We start from the raw sequence: 18604 nt of genomic DNA, 5'->3' as shown, positions 1-18604 counted from the left end.
TGCGCCGCGGGGCCCGAACTGTCACCGGAGCTCCTCGATTCACCTCTTGTCTGGAATTACGTAATTCCGTAGCTTCGGTGGCGTGAGTCTGGAAGAGCGGGTTGCAGAACTGGAACGGCGGCTCGATGATTTGACCGACGAGCACGCGAACGGAAACGTGGCGGCGAATACCGATGACCGCTGGGCGGCGGTCCGGCTACATGAAGAATTCATCGCGGACGACGAGCCGAACGGCGGCGTCCTCTTCGCCGGTTCGGTCCGGCTACCGACCGACGAGCACTACGGGTGGCAGGCGACGTTCACCACCGGCGACCTCATCGAGGACGACTGGGCCGAGACTGCGGAATGCCTTGCCGCGCTGGGCAATCCGGTACGGCTACGCCTCCTGCGGGAGATCATGGGTGGCCGGCGGACCGCAGCGGAACTCGTCGGACTGGAGGGCGTGGGCACGTCCGGGCAGGTCTATCACCATCTGCGGCAGCTAGCGGCCGTCGGCTGGCTGCACACCGCAGGCCGCGGGCGCTTCGAGGTGCCCGCGGCCCGATTGGTGCCACTACTCATCGCGTTGGCCAGCGCACGACGCTGACCGCAGGCTCAGCAGTTATCGCTACCGCAACTGCACGAGCCGCCGGACTGGCACCCGCACTGGCAGGACGGACCGCACGAGCAGTCCGCCGGTATCGCAGTCGATCGAACAAGCTTGAAGATCATCGTTGACTCAGCTCCATTCTCTCTTCGACTACCCCCTACCGGTATCGAACGCGCTCCGCGCGGCGCTGTCAAATAGCGGGCGGCGCGGTCGGCGCGAAACACCGATGCCCGGTAACTCGAGACGTAGCCGTGTGACACCCGACACGCCGCTGCTACGGTTATGACCTCAGTTACGCCGTTCGTATATCGCTAGGTCGAGTACCGACGCGAGTTTGCTGGTGGAGGTGTTCGACATGAAGGTGGCGCACGCGCTTGAGAACCTCAAGGCGCTCGGGGTGCTCCGGTCCCGCGGTGTTTCCGATCCGCGCAAGCCGCTGGAAACCCTTCGGACACTGAAGGAATCGCAGATCTTCGGCCCGCAGGCCACCCTGATCCGGCACAACGCACGCATCGCCCCTGACTCCCCCGGCCTGGCCGATGAGCGCGGCGAACTGACCTACGGCCAGATCGACAAGCAGTCGACCGCGATCGCGCGAGGTTTGCAGGCGGCCGGGATCACCGAGGGCACCGTCGTCGGCGTGCTGGCCCGCGACCACCGGGGTCTCATCCTGGCGATGGTCGCCGCGAGCAAGCTCGGCGTGCGGGTCGCGCTGATGAACACCGGGTTCGCCAAGCCGCAGTTCGCCGAGGTGTGCCAGCGCGAGAAGGTCAAGGCGATGCTGCACGACAGCGAGTTCCTCGGCCTGCTCGATGCGCTACCCGCCGACCTCCCGCGCTTCCTCACCTGGGTCGACGAAGGCACCGAATTGCCCGAGGGCGCACAGACTCTCGACGATCTGATCACCGGCAACTCCAGCGCCGAGCTGCCGAACCCGAGCAAGCCGGGCGGCTTCATCATCCTCACCAGCGGCACCACCGGCCTGCCCAAGGGCGCGACGCGGGTCAAGGTGTCGCCGCTGGCCACCGCGCAGTTCCTGGACCGGGTCCCGTTCCCGTTCAAGGGCGCCCAGGTGATCGTGTCGCCTATTTTCCACAGCACCGGGTTCGGCAGCTGGCTCGTCGGCATGGCCATGAGCAACAAGGTGGTGATGCGCAGGCGATTCGACGCCGAGGCAACGCTGCGGCTGATCGCCGAGCACAAGGCGGAACTGCTGGTCGCGGTGCCGACCATGCTGCACCGGATGACCGAACTGGATCCGGCGATCCGCGCCAAGTACGACATCTCCTCGCTGAAGGTCATCCTGCTCGCGGGCTCGGCGCTGTCGCCGGAGCTCACCGTCAAGGCCACCCAGGTGTTCGGGCCCGTCCTGTACAACCTGTACGGCTCGACCGAATGCTCGGTCGCCAGCATCGCCAATCCGGAGGAGCTCGCGCTGGCCCCCGGCACCGTCGGGCGCGCGCCGGTCACCTGCGAGGTGCGGCTCTACGACGACAACGACAAGCAGGTCAGCGCGATCAACACGACCGCGCGCATCTTCATTCGCAGCGGCACGCCGTTCGAGGGCTACACCGACGGCCGCCACAAGCAGATCATCGACGGCTACATGTCCAGCGGTGATGTCGGTCACTTCGACGAGCACGGCCTCCTGATGGTCGACGGCCGCGACGACGACATGATCGTCTCCGGCGGCGAGAACGTCTTCCCGCAGGAGGTGGAGAACCTGTTGCTGGGGCGCACGGACATCTTCGACGCGGCGGTGGTCGGCGTGGACGACGCCGAATTCGGAAAGCGGTTGCGCGCCTTCGTCGTTCCCGAGCCGGGCCACACGCCCGACGGCGAGGAGATCAAGGCCTACGTCAAGAACAACCTGGCCCGCTACAAGGTGCCGCGCGAGGTGGTCTTCCTCGATGATCTGCCGCGCAACCCGACCGGCAAGCTGCTGCGCCGGGTGCTGGTGGAGTACGAGGTCGCCCCCTGATCTCGGCGCGGCGACCCCAACTGGTTACCCATCGGTAGCTGCTGTTGAGATACGTGACACACCGGGTTACAGATGCTTGCTACTGTTAGCGATAGCACTGGATCCCGAAGCTGCGGTCCGCACCACCCATCGGCTCATACCGGGTGGGGCCGCCGGAAGGTTGTTGTCGAATGGTTGTCTCCTTCCCCGCGTTGAGTGGCACTGCCCGCAAGGCGGGCGATCTCGCCCTCGGCGTGAACGTCATGGTCAAGCGGCGGCTGTTCAATCCGCTCCGGCTCGATCACGCCCTGCGGTCCGCGTTCAACGTGGTCAAGTTCGGCCCGTTCGCCGGCGTCGCCATGCACGCCGCGCAGACCAGACCGGACGCGGGCGCCATCGTCGACGAGCGCGGCGAGCTGACCTTCGGCGAGCTGAACGAGCAGTCGAACGCGTTTGCCCGCGGCCTCGCGGCGCACGGCATCAAGCCGGGTGATGTGGTGGCGGTGCTGGCCCGCGACCACCGCGGCATGGTGCTGAGCCTGCTCGCGGCGGGCAAGCTCGGCGTGCGCGCGGTGCTGATGAACACCGGGTTCGCCAAGCCGCAGTTCGCCGATGTCGCCGCGCGCGAGAAGGTGAAGGCGGTACTGCACGACAGCGAGTTCGTCGACCTGATGAGCGCCATCCCCGCCGAGATTCCCCGGGTGCTCACCTGGGTCGACGCGAAGGACAACGTCGATCCGTCGATCGCCACCATCGAGTCGCTGTCCGCGGGACAGTCCACCGCCGCGCTGCCCGCCCCCGCGAAGGCCGGCGGCATGATCATCCTGACCAGCGGCACCACCGGAACACCCAAGGGCGCGCCGCGCGACAAGGTGAGCCCGTTCGCCTCGGCGCAGTTCGTCGACCGGGTGCCGCTGCCGCACAACGGCACCATGGTGATGGCGGCGCCGATCTTCCACGGCACCGGCCTTTCCCAGTTCACCATCGGCGTCGCCCTCGGCAACCGGGTCGTCTTCCAGCAGCGCCGCTTCGACCCGGAGCAGACGCTGGCGAACATCGTGAAGTACCGGGCCGATTCGCTGGTGGTGGTGCCGACCATGCTGCAGCGCATCCTCGACCTGGACGACGAGGTGCTGGCCAAGTACGACCCGAGCACCATCAAGGTGATCTTCGCGGCGGGCTCGGCCATCGCGCCCGACGTGGTCACCCGCACCCTCGACTACTTCGGCGACAGCCTCTACAACCTGTACGGCTCGACCGAATGCGCGGTCATGACGGTCGCCACCCCCGAGGACCTGCGCAAGGCGCCGACCACCGCGGGCAAGGCCCCGGTCGGGATCCGGATCGTGCTGCTGGACGAGAACCGCAAGCCGATCACCCGGCCCGAGGTCACCGGGACGATCTTCGTCGACAACGGTTTCGCGTTCAGCGGTTACACCGACGGTCGCACCAAGGAGATGGTGGACGGCATGATGAACAGCGGCGACGTCGGGCATTTCGATGCCGACGGCCTGCTGTACATCGACGGCCGCGACGACGACATGATCGTCTCCGGCGGCGAGAACGTCTTCCCGCTCGAGGTGGAGAACCTGATCGCCGGGCGCGAGGACATCTTCGAGGCCGCTGTGGTCGGCGTCGACGACCGCGAATTCGGCAAGCGGTTGCGGGCGTTCGTGGTTCCCGGACCGGACTCCCAGCGCGACCCGCAGGAGATCAAGGACTTCGTCAAGGCGAACCTGGCCCGCTACAAGGTGCCGCGCGAGGTGATCTTCCTCGACGAGCTCCCCCGCAACGCCACCGGCAAGCTGCTCCGCAAGCCACTCATCGAGATGGAGATCGAGGCGAGCTGACCGCACACGTCTCCTGATTTGCCGCAGGCGATTCCGGGTGCGGCACATCAGGGGCATGCGGCCGTGATGTGCGCGTGATCGGCGTGTGAGTTCGATCTTCTGCTGTTCTTCGGGCGTTCGTCACTGGGGAAGTTGCGCGCAATTCGTCGGTTACTATCAGCGCGTGAGTATCGATTTCGACCGGTCTGCCGCGGGGTATCGCGGCGCCGTCGCGCGGGTGCGCGGCGGTTCGGCCGGGGCGATCTCGGGGACCATTTCCGTTGCGGCACACGGTTGGGCGTCCGGCGGAATGGTGCCGGACGGGACGACGCTCGCCCTGCTGGCAGCCGCCGCCGCGATCATCGGCGCGCTGGTGGCCGGGCTCGCGCCGCTGCGGGACACCTCGGTCGGGCTGATCACCGCGCTCGTCGCCGGGCAGCTGCTCGGCCACCTGACCATGGGATTCAGTTCCGGGCACCTGCATCACGGCGATGCTCAGCTGACACCGGCGATGCTCAGCGCACACCTGTTCGCGGCCGTTGCCGCCGCCATCGTTATCCGCGGTGCGGAAGCCGCCTATCGAGCCGGGACCGCGGTGCTCTTCCCGGTCCTGCGGCCGCGCCGGTCCGCACCGGTTCGCGCCGACCCGGCGCCGCTGCGCACCAGCCATCGGGATCGCGTCATCCTGCGCCTGTTCGCCGCCGAATCGCGACGCACCCGCGGCCCACCGCTCGCCGTCGCCAGCTGACTTCGCCCTAGCGCTCCCCCCACGAAGCGCGTGTTCCGGTGTGCGCATTGCTCGTTCCCGCGAATATTCGGCAAGTCTTCGCATGCGCGAGTCGACTTATCGCCGAACGGCGAACTGAGAACGCCACCGCGGTTGTCCGCGCCGTCTCGTCGACACGACCATTCCGTCGAACTCGTTGCCACCCGTGGCATTGATGCACCGACGTCCGCGCAAAACCTTGCTGATCGGTGGCGTCATCACCGCACCCACTGGTACCGGGGCGCCGAACCATGTCGAGGCAATCCCCTCGACATGCCTTGTCGCCCAACGAATGCCGGAGGCCGCGCCGCACCTGAAGCACCAGTCCCGACCGCATATCGGGAACATCGCCCGCCCCACCGGGTTCCCGAACCGCAGAAACGAAATGACCGTGAGCACAACAGAAACCATCACCGCCGAAGCCGAACTACCGCCGCCCACACCCGAGTCGACCCCCGCACGCACCAAACCGACGGCCCGAAATGGGTTGTACGCGTTGGCCATGCGCCTGCATTTCTACGCGGGCATCTTCGTCGCACCGTTCATTCTCGTCGCCGCCGTCACCGGCGCCCTCTACGCGATCTCGCCCACCCTGGAGTCGATCGTCTCGCGTGACCTGCTGACGGTCGAGGCGGGCGGCGCACCGAAGCCGCTGGCCGAGCAGATCAACGCCGCCGTCGCGACCCAGCCGAACCTCACCCTGGCCGCGGTCGCGCCCGCACCGGGCGCCGAGGACACCACCCGCGTGCTCTTCACCGACCCGTCGCTCGGCGAATCCGAACGCCGCGCCGTTTTCGTCAACCCGTACACCGCCCAGCCGGTGGGCGACTCCGTCGTCTACGGCAGTTCCGGCGCGCTCCCCCTGCGCACCTGGATCGATCGCCTCCATCGCGACCTGCACCTGGGCGAGCCCGGCCGCCTCTACAGCGAGCTCGCCGCCTCCTGGTTGTGGGTCATCGCGCTGGCCGGTCTGGTCGTGTGGGTCCGTCGCGTGCGCACCCGGCGGAGCCGGAACTCGGCGGCTTGGCTCTTCGCGCCGGACCGCTCGCAGAACAGCCGCGGCCGCACGGTGAACTGGCACGGCAGCGTCGGTATGTGGGTGCTGCCGATCATCCTGCTGCTGTCCGCGACCGGCATGACCTGGTCGACGTACGCGGGCGAGAACATCACCGAACTGCGTCAGCAGTTGAGTTGGACCACACCGGCCGTCACCACGGCACTCCCGGGATCCGCCGCACCCGAACACAATTCGGGCGGCGAGCACCACGAAGGCCACGTGATGACACCCGCCACGGTCGACCCGATCTTCCGAATCGCCCAGGTGGACCGCGTCTTCGAGACGGCCCGCGCCAACGGCGTGACCCAGGGTGCGGAGATCGCCTTCCCGGCCAAATCCGATCAGGCCTTCACCGTGAAGGAACGCCGGATGCCGGGCACCTACACGGTCGATTCGGTCGCGATCGACGGCACCACCGGCGCGGTCACCGACCGGCTCGCCTACGCCGACTGGCCGCTGATGGCCAAGCTCACCAACTGGGGAATCCAATTCCACATGGGCTTGCTGTTCGGTCTGCTCAATCAGTTGCTGCTGCTCGCCGTCATGATCGGGCTGATCACCGTGCTGGTGCGCGGCTACCTGATGTGGTGGCGCAGGCGGCCGACCCGCCGGACGGGGCGGCCCGCACTGGGCCGGGCACCAAAACGGGGTGCGTTGCGCCGGACCTCGCCGTGGCTGGCGGTGCCGGTGCTGGCGGCGGCGTTGCTGGTCGGCTGGTTCGTCCCGCTGGTCGGGCTGAGCCTGCTCGCCTTCCTCGCCATCGACGTGCTGATCGGTCTCGCGGCAAGGACGCGTACCGCGAAGGCCGGATGATCGATGGTTCCTCTCCGGATGGGGCGGTCTGGCTGTGGCGGCCAGGCCGTCTCGACCGGAGAGGAACCTCGCGCACCCCGAGTGTGCTTGCGCTATCGCGGAACTCGGGGTGCGGGTTCGACGAGCCGAGTGTCAAGTGTCGGCGCATGGCATCTACCTCCATTTCGAATAGTGCGGATTGCGTCAGCTAGCGGCTGGATCTAGGTGTACAGCCTGGCAACGAACGCCTGCATATTGGCGAGCATCCGCTCGACCTTCTGCTCGGGATTCAAATTCTCCCGGTACCGATTGCCCAGTGCCGGAGTCTTTTTGCCCCGCGCGTAGAGCGAGCAGGCCAGGTCGGTGCACATGTAGGTGCCGACCGTATTGCCCTTGCGTCCGGACGGACCCGCCTTGGCCGCCGTCAGCAGGGATACGCCGGTGCCGGTGTGCGTGGTCAGGCAGATCGAGCACATCTGGGCTCGACCCGATCCGCCGGTTTCGTAGCGCAGCGCGACTCCGACCAGCTCGTCGTCGTCGTTCGGGATGACCAGATAGCACCGGCCGGGCAGCGACGGGTCGCTCCAGCCGAGAAAGTCGAGATCGTCCCAGGGGCGATCGTCGAGATCTTTTGGCACCGGCAGCTTTTTGGCCTCGGTCTTGGAACAGTTGATGAACGACGACCTGATGTCGCGCTCAGTCACTGGTTTCATGGCGGTTCACTCCATTCCTGATTCATTAGCCGAACAAACCGAACTGACGTTACGGGGCGCGACGGCCATCGAACAAACGCATTTCGCTCAGCAATACCTGCTGGTCAGCTACTTGTGAACAGAATCACCGACCGATCGGTCTGCACTGCGCACTGTGCAACGCACAACGAAAAGCCCCGCCCGGTGGACCGGGCGGGGCCTTTGCACACTCTCGCTACGGAGTGGTCGACGGCTTTTCGTCGATCTCCGCGGCGGGCGATTTCTCCGGCACGGCGATCGGACGCAGAATCACCCAGGCGATGAAGAGCAGGCCGACAACGGCCATCCCTATCCCCGCCCAGAGGTTGACGTTGATGTTGCCGGTCTTGGCTTGGTCGGCAGCGGTATTGCTGACCAGGCCGGTGATGATCAGGACGACGCCATAGCTGCCGAGCAGGGTGCCGACGATGGTGCGGATGTCGAAAAGCATTGCGGCTCCTTATCCGACGATGATGTTGAGGGCGATGACGAGGACCAGCGCGATGCCCGCGAGCAGCACCGGGCGCTGATACCAGGGCAGCGAGTCCTGGTCCGGATCGGTGCGGGCTTCCTTCGGGGTTTCCGAATAGACCAGGCCGACGAGTTCGGCCACCGGCTTCGGCGTGGTCACCTGGGTGACGAGCACGCTCACCACGATGTCCACCACGAACGCGACGCCCGCCGCCAAGAAGCTCGAACCCTGGCCGGACAGGTGGAACACCTTGGTCTGGTGCAGGATGAAAACCACCACGGCGGAACCGGTTCCGAAGACCAGGCCCATCCAGCCCGCCGTCGGCGTCATCCGTTTCCAGAACATGCCGAGGATGAACGTCGCGAACAGCGGTGCGTTGAAGAAACTGAACAGGGTCTGCAGATAGTCCATCATGTTGCTGAAACTCGACGCGATGAACGCGGTGAAGATCGCCACCACGGTCGCGCCGACGGTGGCCAGCCTGCCGATGGTCAGGTAGTACCCGTCCGGGCGGTCCTTGCGCACGTACTGCTGCCACAGGTCATAGCTGAAGACCGTGTTGAACGCCGAAATGTTGGCCGCCATGCCCGCCATGAACGCCGCGAGCAGACCGGCGATGCCGACGCCGAGCAGGCCGTTCGGCAGCACCTCCTTCATCAGATACAGCAACGCCTGGTTGTAAGTGGTGTCGCTGGTGAAGTCCGGATTCGCGACCTTGGCCGCCTTGTACTCGCTCATCTGCGGCACCAGCACCGCGCTGATCATGCCGGGAATCACCACGATCAGCGGAATGAACATCTTCGGATAGGCGCCGAGGATCGGGGTGCGCCGTGCCGCCGAGATGGAGTGCGTGGCCAGCGCGCGCTGCACCTCGACGAAGTTGGTGGTCCAGTAACCGAACGAGAGCACGAAGCCGAGCCCGAACACGATGCCGATCACCGAGAGGATGTTGTTGCTGAATCCGCTCAGCTCGTTACCCGGCCAGGATTCCAGTTGTGTCGCGCCGCCCGGCGACGCGGTCACCTTGTCCCGCAACCCGTCCCAGCCGCCGACCTTGTGCAGGCCGACCAGGGTGAGCGGCAGCAATGCGGCCACGATGACGAAGAACTGCAGCACCTCGTTGTAGATCGCGGCCGACAGCCCGCCGAGGGTGATGTAGGAGAGCACGATCACCGCCGCGATGACCACCGACAACCACAGCGGCCAGCCGAGCAGCACGTTCAGGATGCTGCCGAGCAGATACAGGTTGACGCCCGCGATCAGTACCTGGGCGATCGCGAAGCTGAGCGCGTTCACCAGGTGCGCGCCGGTGCCGAAGCGCCTGCGCATGAACTCGGGTACCGAACGCACCTTGGAGCCGTAGTAGAACGGCATCATCACCACGCCGAGGAACAGCATGGCCGGGATGGCGCCGATCCAGAAGTAGTGGAAGGTCGGGAAGCCGTACTGGGCGCCGTTGGCCGACATGCCCATGATCTCGACGGCGCCGAGGTTCGCGGAGATGAAGGCGAGACCGGTGACCCAGGCGGGCAGCGAACGCCCGGACAGGAAGAAGTCGATGCTGGACGAGACGCGCTGCCTGGCCAGCAGGCCGATGCCGAGCACGAACACGAAGTACAGGGCGACCAGGGCGAAGTCGACGGGAGCCGCGTCCAGCCGCAGGGTCGATGAAGCGTCTGAATAGGTCGAGGCCGACCGCCCTTCGGCGGCCAGTAGTGTCAGAACAGGTGAATCGGCAAGCGGCACAGCGTCCCTCCTGGCGTGAAACAGGCGTCGAGCGAGATCTTGCGGGTACGAGATCGTGCGTCTACGGGGTCTTACTGCATGGCGCGCGACTCACTCGTCGCCGGCCGAATGGGTGTCGGCCGACACCTACTCTGCGTGATTGTGCCTCACTCGCGGGCCACAATCGGGGACAAAACCTGGTCGTTCGCTTACTCGCTGCGATGCGCGCCGGCCGCCGGGCCGACGACGAAGGTGCGCGGCTCGGCAAAGCCCGCGTCGGCGAACCGATTCCGCACGGCGGCCACCACCGCGTCGGTGTCGACGCGATCGACGAGCGCGATGACGCTGCCGCCGAATCCGCCGCCGACCATCCGCGCGCCGTGCGCCCCGGCCGCGAGCGCCGCGTCGACGGCGGCGTCCAGCGCGGGGGTGGACACCTCGAAATCGTCACGCAGTGAGGCGTGTCCCTGGGTGAGGACCGGCCCGATCGTGCGCGGATCGGCACCACTGCGCAATTCTTTGGCAACTGTCAGCACTCGGGCGTTCTCGGTGACCACGTGTCGCGCTCGGCGGCGCAACACTTCGTCGGCGATCCGGTCGAGCGCGGCCACCGCATCGATGTCGCGCAGCGCGGGCACGCCGAGTTCTGCGGCGGCAGCCTCACATTGGGCGCGACGCTCGGCGTAACCGCCGTCGACGTGCTCGTGGGGCTGGCCGGTGTCGATCACCAACAGCTCCAGCCCGAATCGCGCGAGGTCGAACGGAATCTGTTCGTGTGCAACGGTATTCACATCCGCAGCGCGGCCGTTTTCGACGAAGCGCCGGATGTCGAGGAACAGCGCGTGCCCCGCCGTGCAGAGGATCGAGGCGGACTGATCCAGCAAACCGGTCGGCGCGCCGACATAGTCGTTCTCCGCCGCGCGGGCGAGCTCGATCAGCTCCCGCTCGGTGACGGTGGGCGCGAACAGATCTCGCAGCGCGATGGCCACCGCACAGGACAGCGCCGCCGAGGAGGACAGCCCCGCGCCGATCGGCACCGCACCGTCCAGCTCGAGGTCGACCCCGCCGATCGGGTGGCCGCGCCGCACGAACTCGGCGACCACACCGAGCGGATAACGTGACCACCCCGGCACTCGGGCACGCTCGGCCGCGAGCTCGGCCACCGCAACGAGAACCGGCTCGTCCGGCCGCTGCCGCGACACCACCCGCACCATCGCGTCCGTGCGCACCCGCGCCGCGCACTCGACCACGAGCGGCAGCGCGATGGGCAATACGAAGCCGTCGTTGTAGTCGGTGTGCTCACCGATGATGTTGACCCGCCCCGGCGCTACCCACGTCCGCACGTACCCTCCCGATCTGTCATGTCCACTTGCCTTGCCACACGTTACGAGACACCCCGCGGGAACAACGCTTTCCGCAGTCGAAGGTGCGCGATTCACGCCCTATTTCAAGATCACCCGAAGTAGCACCCGCGCTATTGCGTCGGTTTCGGCCTTTGTTGTGCCAAGTGCACGACATAGGCTCGTATTTCATGCCATGATCGAATCAGTTGTCCAGGTTCTGGTCGCCGACCGTGCTGCGCTCGGTGGGGACATTTGCTCGGACCGCAACACTCGGTAATCGTTCGCCGAGAGCATGCGCGGTGCCCGGGAAGCAGGCGAACGTCGAGGTCGTAGTGGAGGATTCACCCGTCTGCTACGCGGCTTGGTTCACAGGGATGGAGCGACCAAGGGGGGCTGATGACAGTCAGCGAAGACCAGCCGAAAGACCAGCGATATCGATTCCGAACATGGTGGTACGCACTGCTTCCGGGGGGAAGCGCGGCCGTGATCGCGATTCACGTGACGGCCAATTCCCAACTGTTGTCGCTGTTCACGATGGCCGCGGTGCTCGCGGGCACGCTGGCCATGATCGGCGTCGGCCTGTGGGCGTATCGGCCGACGCGCCCGCTGCCCTGGTATCTGCTGTCCGCCTCGGCCGTGCTGTCGGCCGCGGGTGCGGCGCTGCGCAATACGTCCGACCATGAGTTGCATCCGGTCGATGACATCTGCACGCTGCTCGCCTATGCGACGGTCGGCCTCGCCGCACTGATCTGGTTGCGGCCGCGCCAGGTCCGCTCGAACTACGACCTGCTGCTCGACTCCGGATTGATCGGGCTGGGCGCGCTGCTCGCCTCCTGGACGTTCCTGATCTCACCGATCCTGCGTGCCAACGGCACCACCATGAACACGATGGTCGCGGCTATCTACCCGGTGCTGGACGCATTGCTGTTGACGCTGGTCGCGCATTCGATGGCCACCTCGACCCGCGCGGAATCCTCGCTGCGGCTGCTGCACGTCGGATTGATCATCGTGCTGGTCGGCGATCTCGGCCACAGCCTGCAAAAGGCGGGCGCCGTGTCGATCGGCCGCCCGATGCTGATGGCGCCCCTGCTCGCGACCTACGCGATCGTCGGCGTCGCGGCGCTGCACCCGACCATGACCGGACTCGGTGCGCCACGGCGGATCCATCCACATCACTCGCGCCAGCGCGCCAGTTTCATCGCGGTCGTGTTGATCGTCGCGTCGCTGGTACCGGTGGTCGGCTCGTCGCTGGGCACGCTCGATCGGGTGGTGGTCTCGTCGCTGTTCGCGCTGCTGCTCATCGGGGTGCTGGTGCGCAGCGAACGCGCCATCGTGCGCAGTTCACGCAGCGAGCGACGAGCGCAGTATCAGGCCGACCACGACATGCTCAGCGGACTGTTGAACCGATCGGCCCTGCTCCGCACGCTGAACCTCAACAACGAGCGCTGGGCCGAGCGGCCGGTGTGCCTGCTGTTCATCGACCTGGACGGCTTCAAGATGGTCAACGACAGCTACGGGCACGCGGTCGGCGACGAGCTGATCGCGAACGCCGCCTCCCGAATTCGGCGGGTGGTGCTGCGCGATGACGTGGTCGCCCGGTACGGCGGCGACGAATTCGTGGTGCTGTCCCCGCTGGACCGGCAGGAGGCCGCGACACTGGCCGAACGGCTGCTCGGCGCGTTCGTCCGGCCGTTCGAGCTGAGTGCGGGCGAGATCCCGATCACCGCGAGCATCGGGATCGCCTGCGGCGGCCCGCGCAGCACCGAATCCACCGTCTACGACCTGATCCGGGACGCCGATTCGGCCATGTACCACGCGAAGGAATACTCGCTCGGCTACGCGTTCCACGACGACGCGCGGCACGCGCCCGATTCCGTGCGGCACATGGCGAACGACCCGGCGCGGCACACCGCGAACGAGTCCGGGCGGCGGATCTGGCGCGCGGGCACCAGATCCACCAGCACCGCGGTCTGAACTACTAGTCGACCAGCTCGTCGAGCAGCCGGCGGGCCGCCTCCAGCTCGGCCTGCAGCTGCTGCACCTTGGCCTCCTGGGCTTCCCTGGCCGCGTCGAGAATGCCCGCCACCACTTCGGCCACCTCGGGGTGCAGAATCTTGGCGGCCTGCGCCACGGCGGAGCTGGGCACCGCCAGACCACGCACGGCGCGCTTCTTGCCGCTGACCACGTCGACGGACCATTCGCCGTCGGCGGTGCCGGTCAGCGTGACGGTGACCTCGGGCGTCTTCGCCTTCGGTCGAGCAGGGGCCTTGGCCGCCTTGGCCGCGGTACCCGCGGGGCTCGGCTTGGCCGCGGGCTTGCTCGCGCCGCTGTCTTGTTCGTCCGATTCCGGGGTGCTCGCAACGGGTTTCGGGACGACCGGTGGCGGCGTGACAGAACTGGGTGTGGTCGGTGTCGCAGTGCTCGTCAAGGTCGACGGCTGGGTCACGGGTGATTCCTTCCTGGTTGTCGACTTCGGCTGGGCAGTGGAAACGGTCGCCGCCCCTCGTGGCGGCTTGGTCAACGTCACTTCTGTCGGAGAAAAGGACAGTACATCCTTCGATCCGGTGGGCCGGACCTGCAGGAAGTCTCCGTCGGCCGGATCGCCGAGGGAGATCACCTTTCCCGACCGACCTTCCGGCACGCCCACCGCGGCAGCGGTGAACCACACCATGGGCGGGCGGCCGCCGGCGATATCCGTGGCGATCCGCTGAATCTCGCTGTCCGACAATGGCTTGGGCTTGGTTTTAGGCGACGGCATGGTGACTCCGAGCAATATTCGTGGATGGCTGCGTGCACAGATGATGCCGCACCGCACCGACAGATTTACACTCCGCTTCGAAATCGAGTCCCAGAACACGATTCCCGCGCGGCCAGCGAATATCGAGCTACGCCCGGTGGCGCGCGTGAATCAGCCTTGTTCGACCGGTGCCCGCAGCGCGGGGAACCAGATATCGGTGAGCACCTCGGCGGCCCGTTCGGCGGAGACATTGATGGTGCCCTGCACCGCCCAGCGGGTGAAGAAGCGTTCGAGTTGGGCGACAAGCAGTTCCACCCGCAGCCGGGCCTCGTCGGCGCGTTCAGCGGGCCAGCGGGCGAGGTAGGAGGTCATCGCGTTGGGCAGGGCGATGATCCCGTTGCGGGCGATCTCGCGGAACTCCGGCTCCAACGCGGTGGCCTCGTCCCAGGCGGGCAGTAGGTCGCGGTATTCGTGGAACCACTCGATGGCCCGGGTCATCCAGGCGACGAACTCGGCTCGGGAGCCGGTGTCCAGCACCCGATCCAGGTCCTCGTAGAAGTGCAGTGCGCTGGGGGCGGTGCTCTGCTCGGCGATCGCGCGCAGCACCTCGAGCTTGCTGGTGAAGTGCAGATAGAAGGTGGCTCGACTACAGCCGACCGCGGCGGCGATGTCGTCGACCCGCACCGCCGCGTAACCGCGCGTGCTGAACAGCTCCTTGGCACCGGCCATCAGCCTGGTCCTGGTCTGCTGCTTCTGCTCGTCCCGCAGACTGCTGCCCGCGGGATTCGGGTTGGTACGCAACGGCTACCTCGTGTCGGTCGAAAGTTCTGCTGACGTGCGACTTTCGGTGAGCAAGTCTACTGGTGCCCGCGCTGCGCACCGCCTTCACTAGACAATACATCATTCACTAGACACGCTGTCTAGCGAGTGTTACGTTGTTGCCTACGTCACTCCGGAAGCCCAACGGCTACGGACGGTTTCGGCGCCGGGCGCGCCACCGCAGGCAGGTGACCGGCCCTCCCAGCACGAGGACAAGTGAATTGACCCAACCCACTCTGCCCAAGGTCTGCATCATCGGCGCAGGCCCCTCCGGGATCACCACCGCGAAACGGCTGCAGGACTTCGATATTCCGTTCGACCTGTTCGAAGCGTCCGACGAGGTCGGCGGCAACTGGTACTTCAAGAATCCCAACGGCATGTCGGCGTGCTACCAATCGCTGCACATCGACACCAGCAAGTTCCGGCTGGCCTTCGAGGACTATCCGGCGCCGGAAGGGTGGCCGGATTTCCCGCACCATTCGCAGCTGTTCCAGTACTTCAAGGATTACGTCGACCATTTCGGCTTCCGCGACAAGATCCTGTTCAACACCAAAGTCACTGCGGCCGAACGGCAGGCCGACGGTCGCTGGCTGATCACCGCCAGCGACGGCCGCACCCGGGATTACGACGTATTGATCGTCTGCAACGGTCACCACTGGGATCCGCGAACCCCCGACTATCCCGGCGAATTCGACGGCGTGCTGATCCACAGTCATGCCTACAACGACCCGTTCGACCCGGTCGATATGCGCGGCAAGAAGATCGTCGTGGTCGGCATGGGCAATTCCGGGCTGGACATCGCCTCGGAATTGTCACAGCGGTTCGTCGCGGAAAAGCTCACCGTTTCCGCCCGGCGCGGTGTCTGGGTGTTGCCGAAATACGTGCACGGCACGGTCGGCGACAAACAGAGTGTGCCCGCCTGGATTCCGCGCAAGCTCAGCATGAAACTCAAGCAGCGCTTCGTCCGCAAGTTCCGCGGCGACATGGAATTCTACGGGTTACCCAAGCCCGATCACCGGCCGTTCGAGGCACATCCGTCGGCCAGCGAGGAATTCCTGCACCGCGCGGGCTGCGGCGATATCGCGTTCAAACCGGCCATCACGGCGTTGGCGGGCCCGCGCGTTCGCTTCGCCGACGGCAGCACCGAGGAGGTGGACGTGATCGTCTGCGCCACCGGCTATCACATCAGCTTCCCGTTCTTCTCGGACCCGAACCTGGTGCCGGACGAGCAGAACCGGATCCCGCTGTTCCAGCAGATGATGAAGCCGGGCGTGGACAACCTGTTCTTCCTCGGCCTGGCGCAACCGCTGCCGACGCTGGTGAACTTCGCTGAGCAGCAGAGCAAGTTGGTCGCCGCCTACCTGACCGGCAAGTACCTGCCGCCGTCGGAGTCGGAGATGCACGAGGCGATCCGCGCGGCGGAGGAGCGCAGGAGCGGGCGCTACTACAACTCGCCGCGGCACACCATCCAGCTCGAGTTCGAGCCGTACGTGCGCGATATGAACAAGGAAATGGCAAGGGGGGCAAAGCGCGCCGCCGCGAACGGCTACGCGCTACCGGTGCCCGCCAGGGCGCTCGAGAACGCGTGAGACGATGACGATATCCGGCTTCTGTACCGACCAATTCGCTAGTGTACGAGACGAATTGGCGAATCAGCTCGCCTCGGGTGAGGAGCTCGGGGCGGCCATCTGTGTGACTGTCGACGGCGAACCCGTCGTCGACATCTGGGGCGGGTACCGCGATCTCGGCCGCACCGTGCCGTGGACCGAGGACACCCTGGTCAACGTCTTCTCGGTCAGCAAGACGATGACCGCGCTGTCCGCGCTGCTGCTGGTCGATCGTGGCGAGTTGGATGTCCGGCAGCGGGTCGCCCACTACTGGCCCGAGTTCGCGGCGAATGGCAAGGGCGACATCGAGATTCGGCACCTGCTCGGCCATACCTCCGGGGTCTCCGGCTGGGAGCGGCCGATCGAGCTGGCCGATATCTACGACACCGAAGCGGCCGGCGCCCGGCTCGCGGCCCAGCCGCCGTGGTGGGAGCCGGGCACCGCGTCGGGCTATCACGCGCTCAATTACGGGCATCTGGTCGGCGCGGTGATTCGCCGCATCACCGGCCGTGGCCTCGGCCAATTCTTCGCCGAGGAACTCGCCGGTCCGCTGGGCGCGGACTTCCATATCGGCACCGGCCCCGAACATCACCACCGGATCGCGCCGCTGGTGCCGCCGCCGATGCTGCAGTTCGACATGGCCTCGCTCGATCAGACGAGCATTCTGGTCAAGACGCTCACCAGTCCACTGCTCGATCTGCAGGAGGCCAACAGCGCCGCGTGGCGGCAGGCCGAGATCGGCGCGGTGAACGGCCACGGCAATGCCCGTTCGGTGGCCCGGATCCAGTCACTGGTCTCCGGTGGCGGGGTGCTGGACGGGCGAAGGATGTTGTCGGAGCGGACAATCGACCTGATCTTCGAACAACAGTCGGACGGCGCCGATTTGGCGCTGCTGGTGCCACTGCGCTTCGGCATCGGGTACGGACTCCCCCAGCCCCAGACCGCACCGCAGGTCCCCGGCGGCCGGGTCTGCTGGTGGGCCGGGCTCGGCGGCGCCATCGTCGTCAACGACCTGGATCATCGAATCACCTTCGCCTACACCATGAACAAGATGGCACCGGGGCTGATCGGGTCCCCGCGCGCCGACGCCTACCTGCGCTCGGTCTTCACGGCCGTCGGAGTCCGCGCATGATGCGAGCGCTGCAGCTGACCGAGCCCGGCGTGCTCGAACTGCGCAAGGTGCCGATTCCCGCGATCGGTCCCACCGATCTGCTGCTCCGAGTCGGCGCGGCCGGGATCTGCCATTCCGACCTGCACGTCCTGCACATTCCGTTCCGGATGCGCGCGGAGCCGCTGACTCTCGGCCACGAGGTCGCGGGCACCATCGAGGCGGTCGGCGCCGAGGTCGGCGGCCGCACCGCGGGCGAACGCGGCATCGTCTACCTGTGCTGGTCGTGCGGCGGGTGCCGGGAATGCGTGCGCGGCAACGAGAATGTCTGCCTGGCGGCGGGCCGCACCGCGATGCCGCCGTGTCCAGGGCTCGGCCCGGACGGCGGCATGGCCGAGTACATCCGTATTCCGGCAAGCTCTTTCGTGCCGATCGGTGACCTCGACTTCGGGCAGGCGGCCCCGCTCGCCGACGCGGCATTGTCCAGCTATCACGCGATTCGTGGTGCGCGCGAACACCTTCGGCCCGGCGCGGTCGCGGTGGTGATCGGCATCGGCGGGCTGGGGCATGTCGCGGTACAGATTCTCGCCGCCACCAGTGCGGCCCGGGTGATCGCCGTCGACATCGGCGCGGACAAACTCGACTTGGCGGCCCGCTGCGGCGCGGCCGAAGGCCTGCTCGCCGGTGCCGATACCGCGCGCGACATTCTGGACCGCACCGACGGTCGCGGGGCCGACGCGATCTTCGACTTCGTCGGTGTCGACCAGACCGCGGCGCTCGCCGTGGCATCGGTGGCGCCCAACGGCGCCTACCGGATGATCGGCCTCGGCGGCGGCGCGCCGGAGATCACGGCGAGCCCCGCGACCGGGCAGGGCTGGCCGTGGGGAGCCACGGTCCGAAAGTCGTACGGCGGCACCAAATCCGATTTGATCGAGTCCGTCGCCCTGGCCCACTCGGGCAAGCTCAGGGTCGAAGTCGAGCGTTACGACCTGGCCGCAGGCCGCGACGCGCTCGACCGGCTGGAACGCGGCCTGGTCACCGGCCGCGCGGTATTGGTTCCGTAGACAGG

General features: G+C 66.8%; 16 protein-coding genes. 10 read left to right on the top strand and 6 right to left on the bottom strand.

The window, feature by feature from the left end:
* Positions 1 to 82 precede the first annotated feature (82 nt).
* From ACFWF1_RS32405 to ACFWF1_RS32385, 5 genes are all read left to right on the top strand, one after another.
* Positions 83 to 586, top strand: coding sequence for an ArsR/SmtB family transcription factor (locus ACFWF1_RS32405; RefSeq protein WP_379285373.1), 504 nt, complete (start codon positions 83 to 85; stop codon positions 584 to 586).
* Between the two features lie 358 nt (positions 587 to 944).
* Positions 945 to 2570, top strand: coding sequence for an acyl-CoA synthetase (locus tag ACFWF1_RS32400; protein WP_379285375.1), 1626 nt, complete (start codon positions 945 to 947; stop codon positions 2568 to 2570).
* A gap of 170 nt (positions 2571 to 2740) precedes the next feature.
* Positions 2741 to 4399 carry an acyl-CoA synthetase gene (locus ACFWF1_RS32395; RefSeq protein ID WP_379285377.1) on the top strand — a complete coding sequence of 553 codons (1659 nt, stop codon included), beginning with the start codon at positions 2741 to 2743 and terminating at the stop codon, positions 4397 to 4399.
* Positions 4400 to 4562: 163 nt separating this feature from the next.
* Positions 4563 to 5126, top strand: a complete 564-nt coding sequence (locus tag ACFWF1_RS32390; RefSeq protein WP_379285378.1) for a hypothetical protein — start codon at positions 4563 to 4565, stop codon at positions 5124 to 5126.
* A 403-nt stretch (positions 5127 to 5529) separates the two neighbouring features.
* The gene (locus ACFWF1_RS32385; RefSeq protein WP_379285379.1) at positions 5530 to 7014 is read left to right on the top strand and encodes a PepSY-associated TM helix domain-containing protein; all 1485 of its coding nucleotides are present in this window, start codon (positions 5530 to 5532) and stop codon (positions 7012 to 7014) included.
* A 200-nt stretch (positions 7015 to 7214) separates the two neighbouring features.
* Here the strand turns inward: ACFWF1_RS32385 and ACFWF1_RS32380 are convergent, their stop codons facing one another.
* A complete protein-coding gene (locus ACFWF1_RS32380) occupies positions 7215 to 7706 on the bottom strand; it encodes an FBP domain-containing protein (protein WP_379285381.1) in 492 nt (163 codons plus the stop codon).
* Between ACFWF1_RS32380 and ACFWF1_RS32375 the strand changes: the two genes are divergently transcribed.
* A complete protein-coding gene (locus ACFWF1_RS32375) occupies positions 7666 to 7824 on the top strand; it encodes a hypothetical protein (protein WP_379285763.1) in 159 nt (52 codons plus the stop codon). The genes ACFWF1_RS32380 and ACFWF1_RS32375 overlap by 41 nt on opposite strands.
* Positions 7825 to 7920: 96 nt before the next feature.
* Here the strand turns inward: ACFWF1_RS32375 and ACFWF1_RS32370 are convergent, their stop codons facing one another.
* The 3 genes from ACFWF1_RS32370 to galK form a co-directional block, all read right to left on the bottom strand.
* Positions 7921 to 8175, bottom strand: coding sequence for a hypothetical protein (locus tag ACFWF1_RS32370; RefSeq protein ID WP_379285382.1), 255 nt, complete (start codon positions 8173 to 8175; stop codon positions 7921 to 7923).
* Positions 8176 to 8184: 9 nt separating this feature from the next.
* Complete coding sequence (locus tag ACFWF1_RS32365) at positions 8185 to 9909, bottom strand: sodium:solute symporter family protein (RefSeq protein ID WP_379285730.1); 1725 nt, start codon at positions 9907 to 9909, stop codon at positions 8185 to 8187.
* Positions 9910 to 10130: 221 nt separating this feature from the next.
* Positions 10131 to 11264: a galactokinase gene (gene galK, locus ACFWF1_RS32360; protein WP_379285383.1), complete on the bottom strand. Its 1134-nt coding sequence runs from the start codon at positions 11262 to 11264 to the stop codon at positions 10131 to 10133.
* A gap of 483 nt (positions 11265 to 11747) precedes the next feature.
* On the opposite strand from galK, the gene ACFWF1_RS32355 reads away from it, so the two are divergent.
* Positions 11748 to 13238: a diguanylate cyclase domain-containing protein gene (locus ACFWF1_RS32355; protein ID WP_379285384.1), complete on the top strand. Its 1491-nt coding sequence runs from the start codon at positions 11748 to 11750 to the stop codon at positions 13236 to 13238.
* Positions 13239 to 13242: 4 nt separating this feature from the next.
* Here the strand turns inward: ACFWF1_RS32355 and ACFWF1_RS32350 are convergent, their stop codons facing one another.
* Both ACFWF1_RS32350 and ACFWF1_RS32345 read right to left on the bottom strand, forming a co-directional pair.
* Complete coding sequence (locus ACFWF1_RS32350; RefSeq protein ID WP_357380535.1) at positions 13243 to 14022, bottom strand: DUF6319 family protein; 780 nt, start codon at positions 14020 to 14022, stop codon at positions 13243 to 13245.
* Positions 14023 to 14172: 150 nt separating this feature from the next.
* The gene (locus ACFWF1_RS32345) at positions 14173 to 14802 is read right to left on the bottom strand and encodes a TetR/AcrR family transcriptional regulator (RefSeq protein ID WP_379285386.1); all 630 of its coding nucleotides are present in this window, start codon (positions 14800 to 14802) and stop codon (positions 14173 to 14175) included.
* Positions 14803 to 15041: 239 nt separating this feature from the next.
* Between ACFWF1_RS32345 and ACFWF1_RS32340 the strand changes: the two genes are divergently transcribed.
* From ACFWF1_RS32340 to ACFWF1_RS32330, 3 genes are read left to right on the top strand one after another with little or no spacing between them, the layout of a single operon-like run.
* Positions 15042 to 16409 (top strand): flavin-containing monooxygenase, encoded by a 1368-nt coding sequence (locus ACFWF1_RS32340; RefSeq protein WP_379285388.1) that lies wholly within the window; start codon positions 15042 to 15044, stop codon positions 16407 to 16409.
* 4 nt (positions 16410 to 16413) lie between these two features.
* The gene (locus tag ACFWF1_RS32335; protein ID WP_379285390.1) at positions 16414 to 17559 is read left to right on the top strand and encodes a serine hydrolase domain-containing protein; all 1146 of its coding nucleotides are present in this window, start codon (positions 16414 to 16416) and stop codon (positions 17557 to 17559) included.
* Positions 17559 to 18599, top strand: coding sequence for an NAD(P)-dependent alcohol dehydrogenase (locus ACFWF1_RS32330; RefSeq protein WP_379285731.1), 1041 nt, complete (start codon positions 17559 to 17561; stop codon positions 18597 to 18599). The genes ACFWF1_RS32335 and ACFWF1_RS32330 overlap by 1 nt, the downstream gene beginning before the upstream one ends.
* Positions 18600 to 18604: the final 5 nt, after the last annotated feature.

The organism is Nocardia sp. NPDC060255 (genome assembly GCF_042727395.1).
Classification (GTDB): domain Bacteria; phylum Actinomycetota; class Actinomycetes; order Mycobacteriales; family Mycobacteriaceae; genus Nocardia.
Note: the sequence above shows the minus strand (reverse complement) of the source record. Positions and strands in the feature narration are given on the sequence as shown.

What these genes read in the sequence shown, in the direction of transcription:
- ACFWF1_RS32400 (WP_379285375.1), top strand. Translation starts at nt 945, where the DNA reads ATGAAGGTGGCGCACGCGCTTGAGAACCTCAAGGCGCTCGGGGTGCTC.
- ACFWF1_RS32395 (WP_379285377.1), top strand. Translation starts at nt 2,741, where the DNA reads ATGGTTGTCTCCTTCCCCGCGTTGAGTGGCACTGCCCGCAAGGCGGGC.
- ACFWF1_RS32385 (WP_379285379.1), top strand. Translation starts at nt 5,530, where the DNA reads ATGACCGTGAGCACAACAGAAACCATCACCGCCGAAGCCGAACTACCG.
- ACFWF1_RS32375 (WP_379285763.1), top strand. Translation starts at nt 7,666, where the DNA reads ATGAACGACGACCTGATGTCGCGCTCAGTCACTGGTTTCATGGCGGTT.
- ACFWF1_RS32380 (WP_379285381.1), bottom strand. Translation starts at nt 7,706, where the DNA reads ATGAAACCAGTGACTGAGCGCGACATCAGGTCGTCGTTCATCAACTGT.
- ACFWF1_RS32370 (WP_379285382.1), bottom strand. Translation starts at nt 8,175, where the DNA reads ATGCTTTTCGACATCCGCACCATCGTCGGCACCCTGCTCGGCAGCTAT.
- ACFWF1_RS32350 (WP_357380535.1), bottom strand. Translation starts at nt 14,022, where the DNA reads ATGCCGTCGCCTAAAACCAAGCCCAAGCCATTGTCGGACAGCGAGATT.
- ACFWF1_RS32335 (WP_379285390.1), top strand. Translation starts at nt 16,414, where the DNA reads ATGACGATATCCGGCTTCTGTACCGACCAATTCGCTAGTGTACGAGAC.
- ACFWF1_RS32330 (WP_379285731.1), top strand. Translation starts at nt 17,559, where the DNA reads ATGCGAGCGCTGCAGCTGACCGAGCCCGGCGTGCTCGAACTGCGCAAG.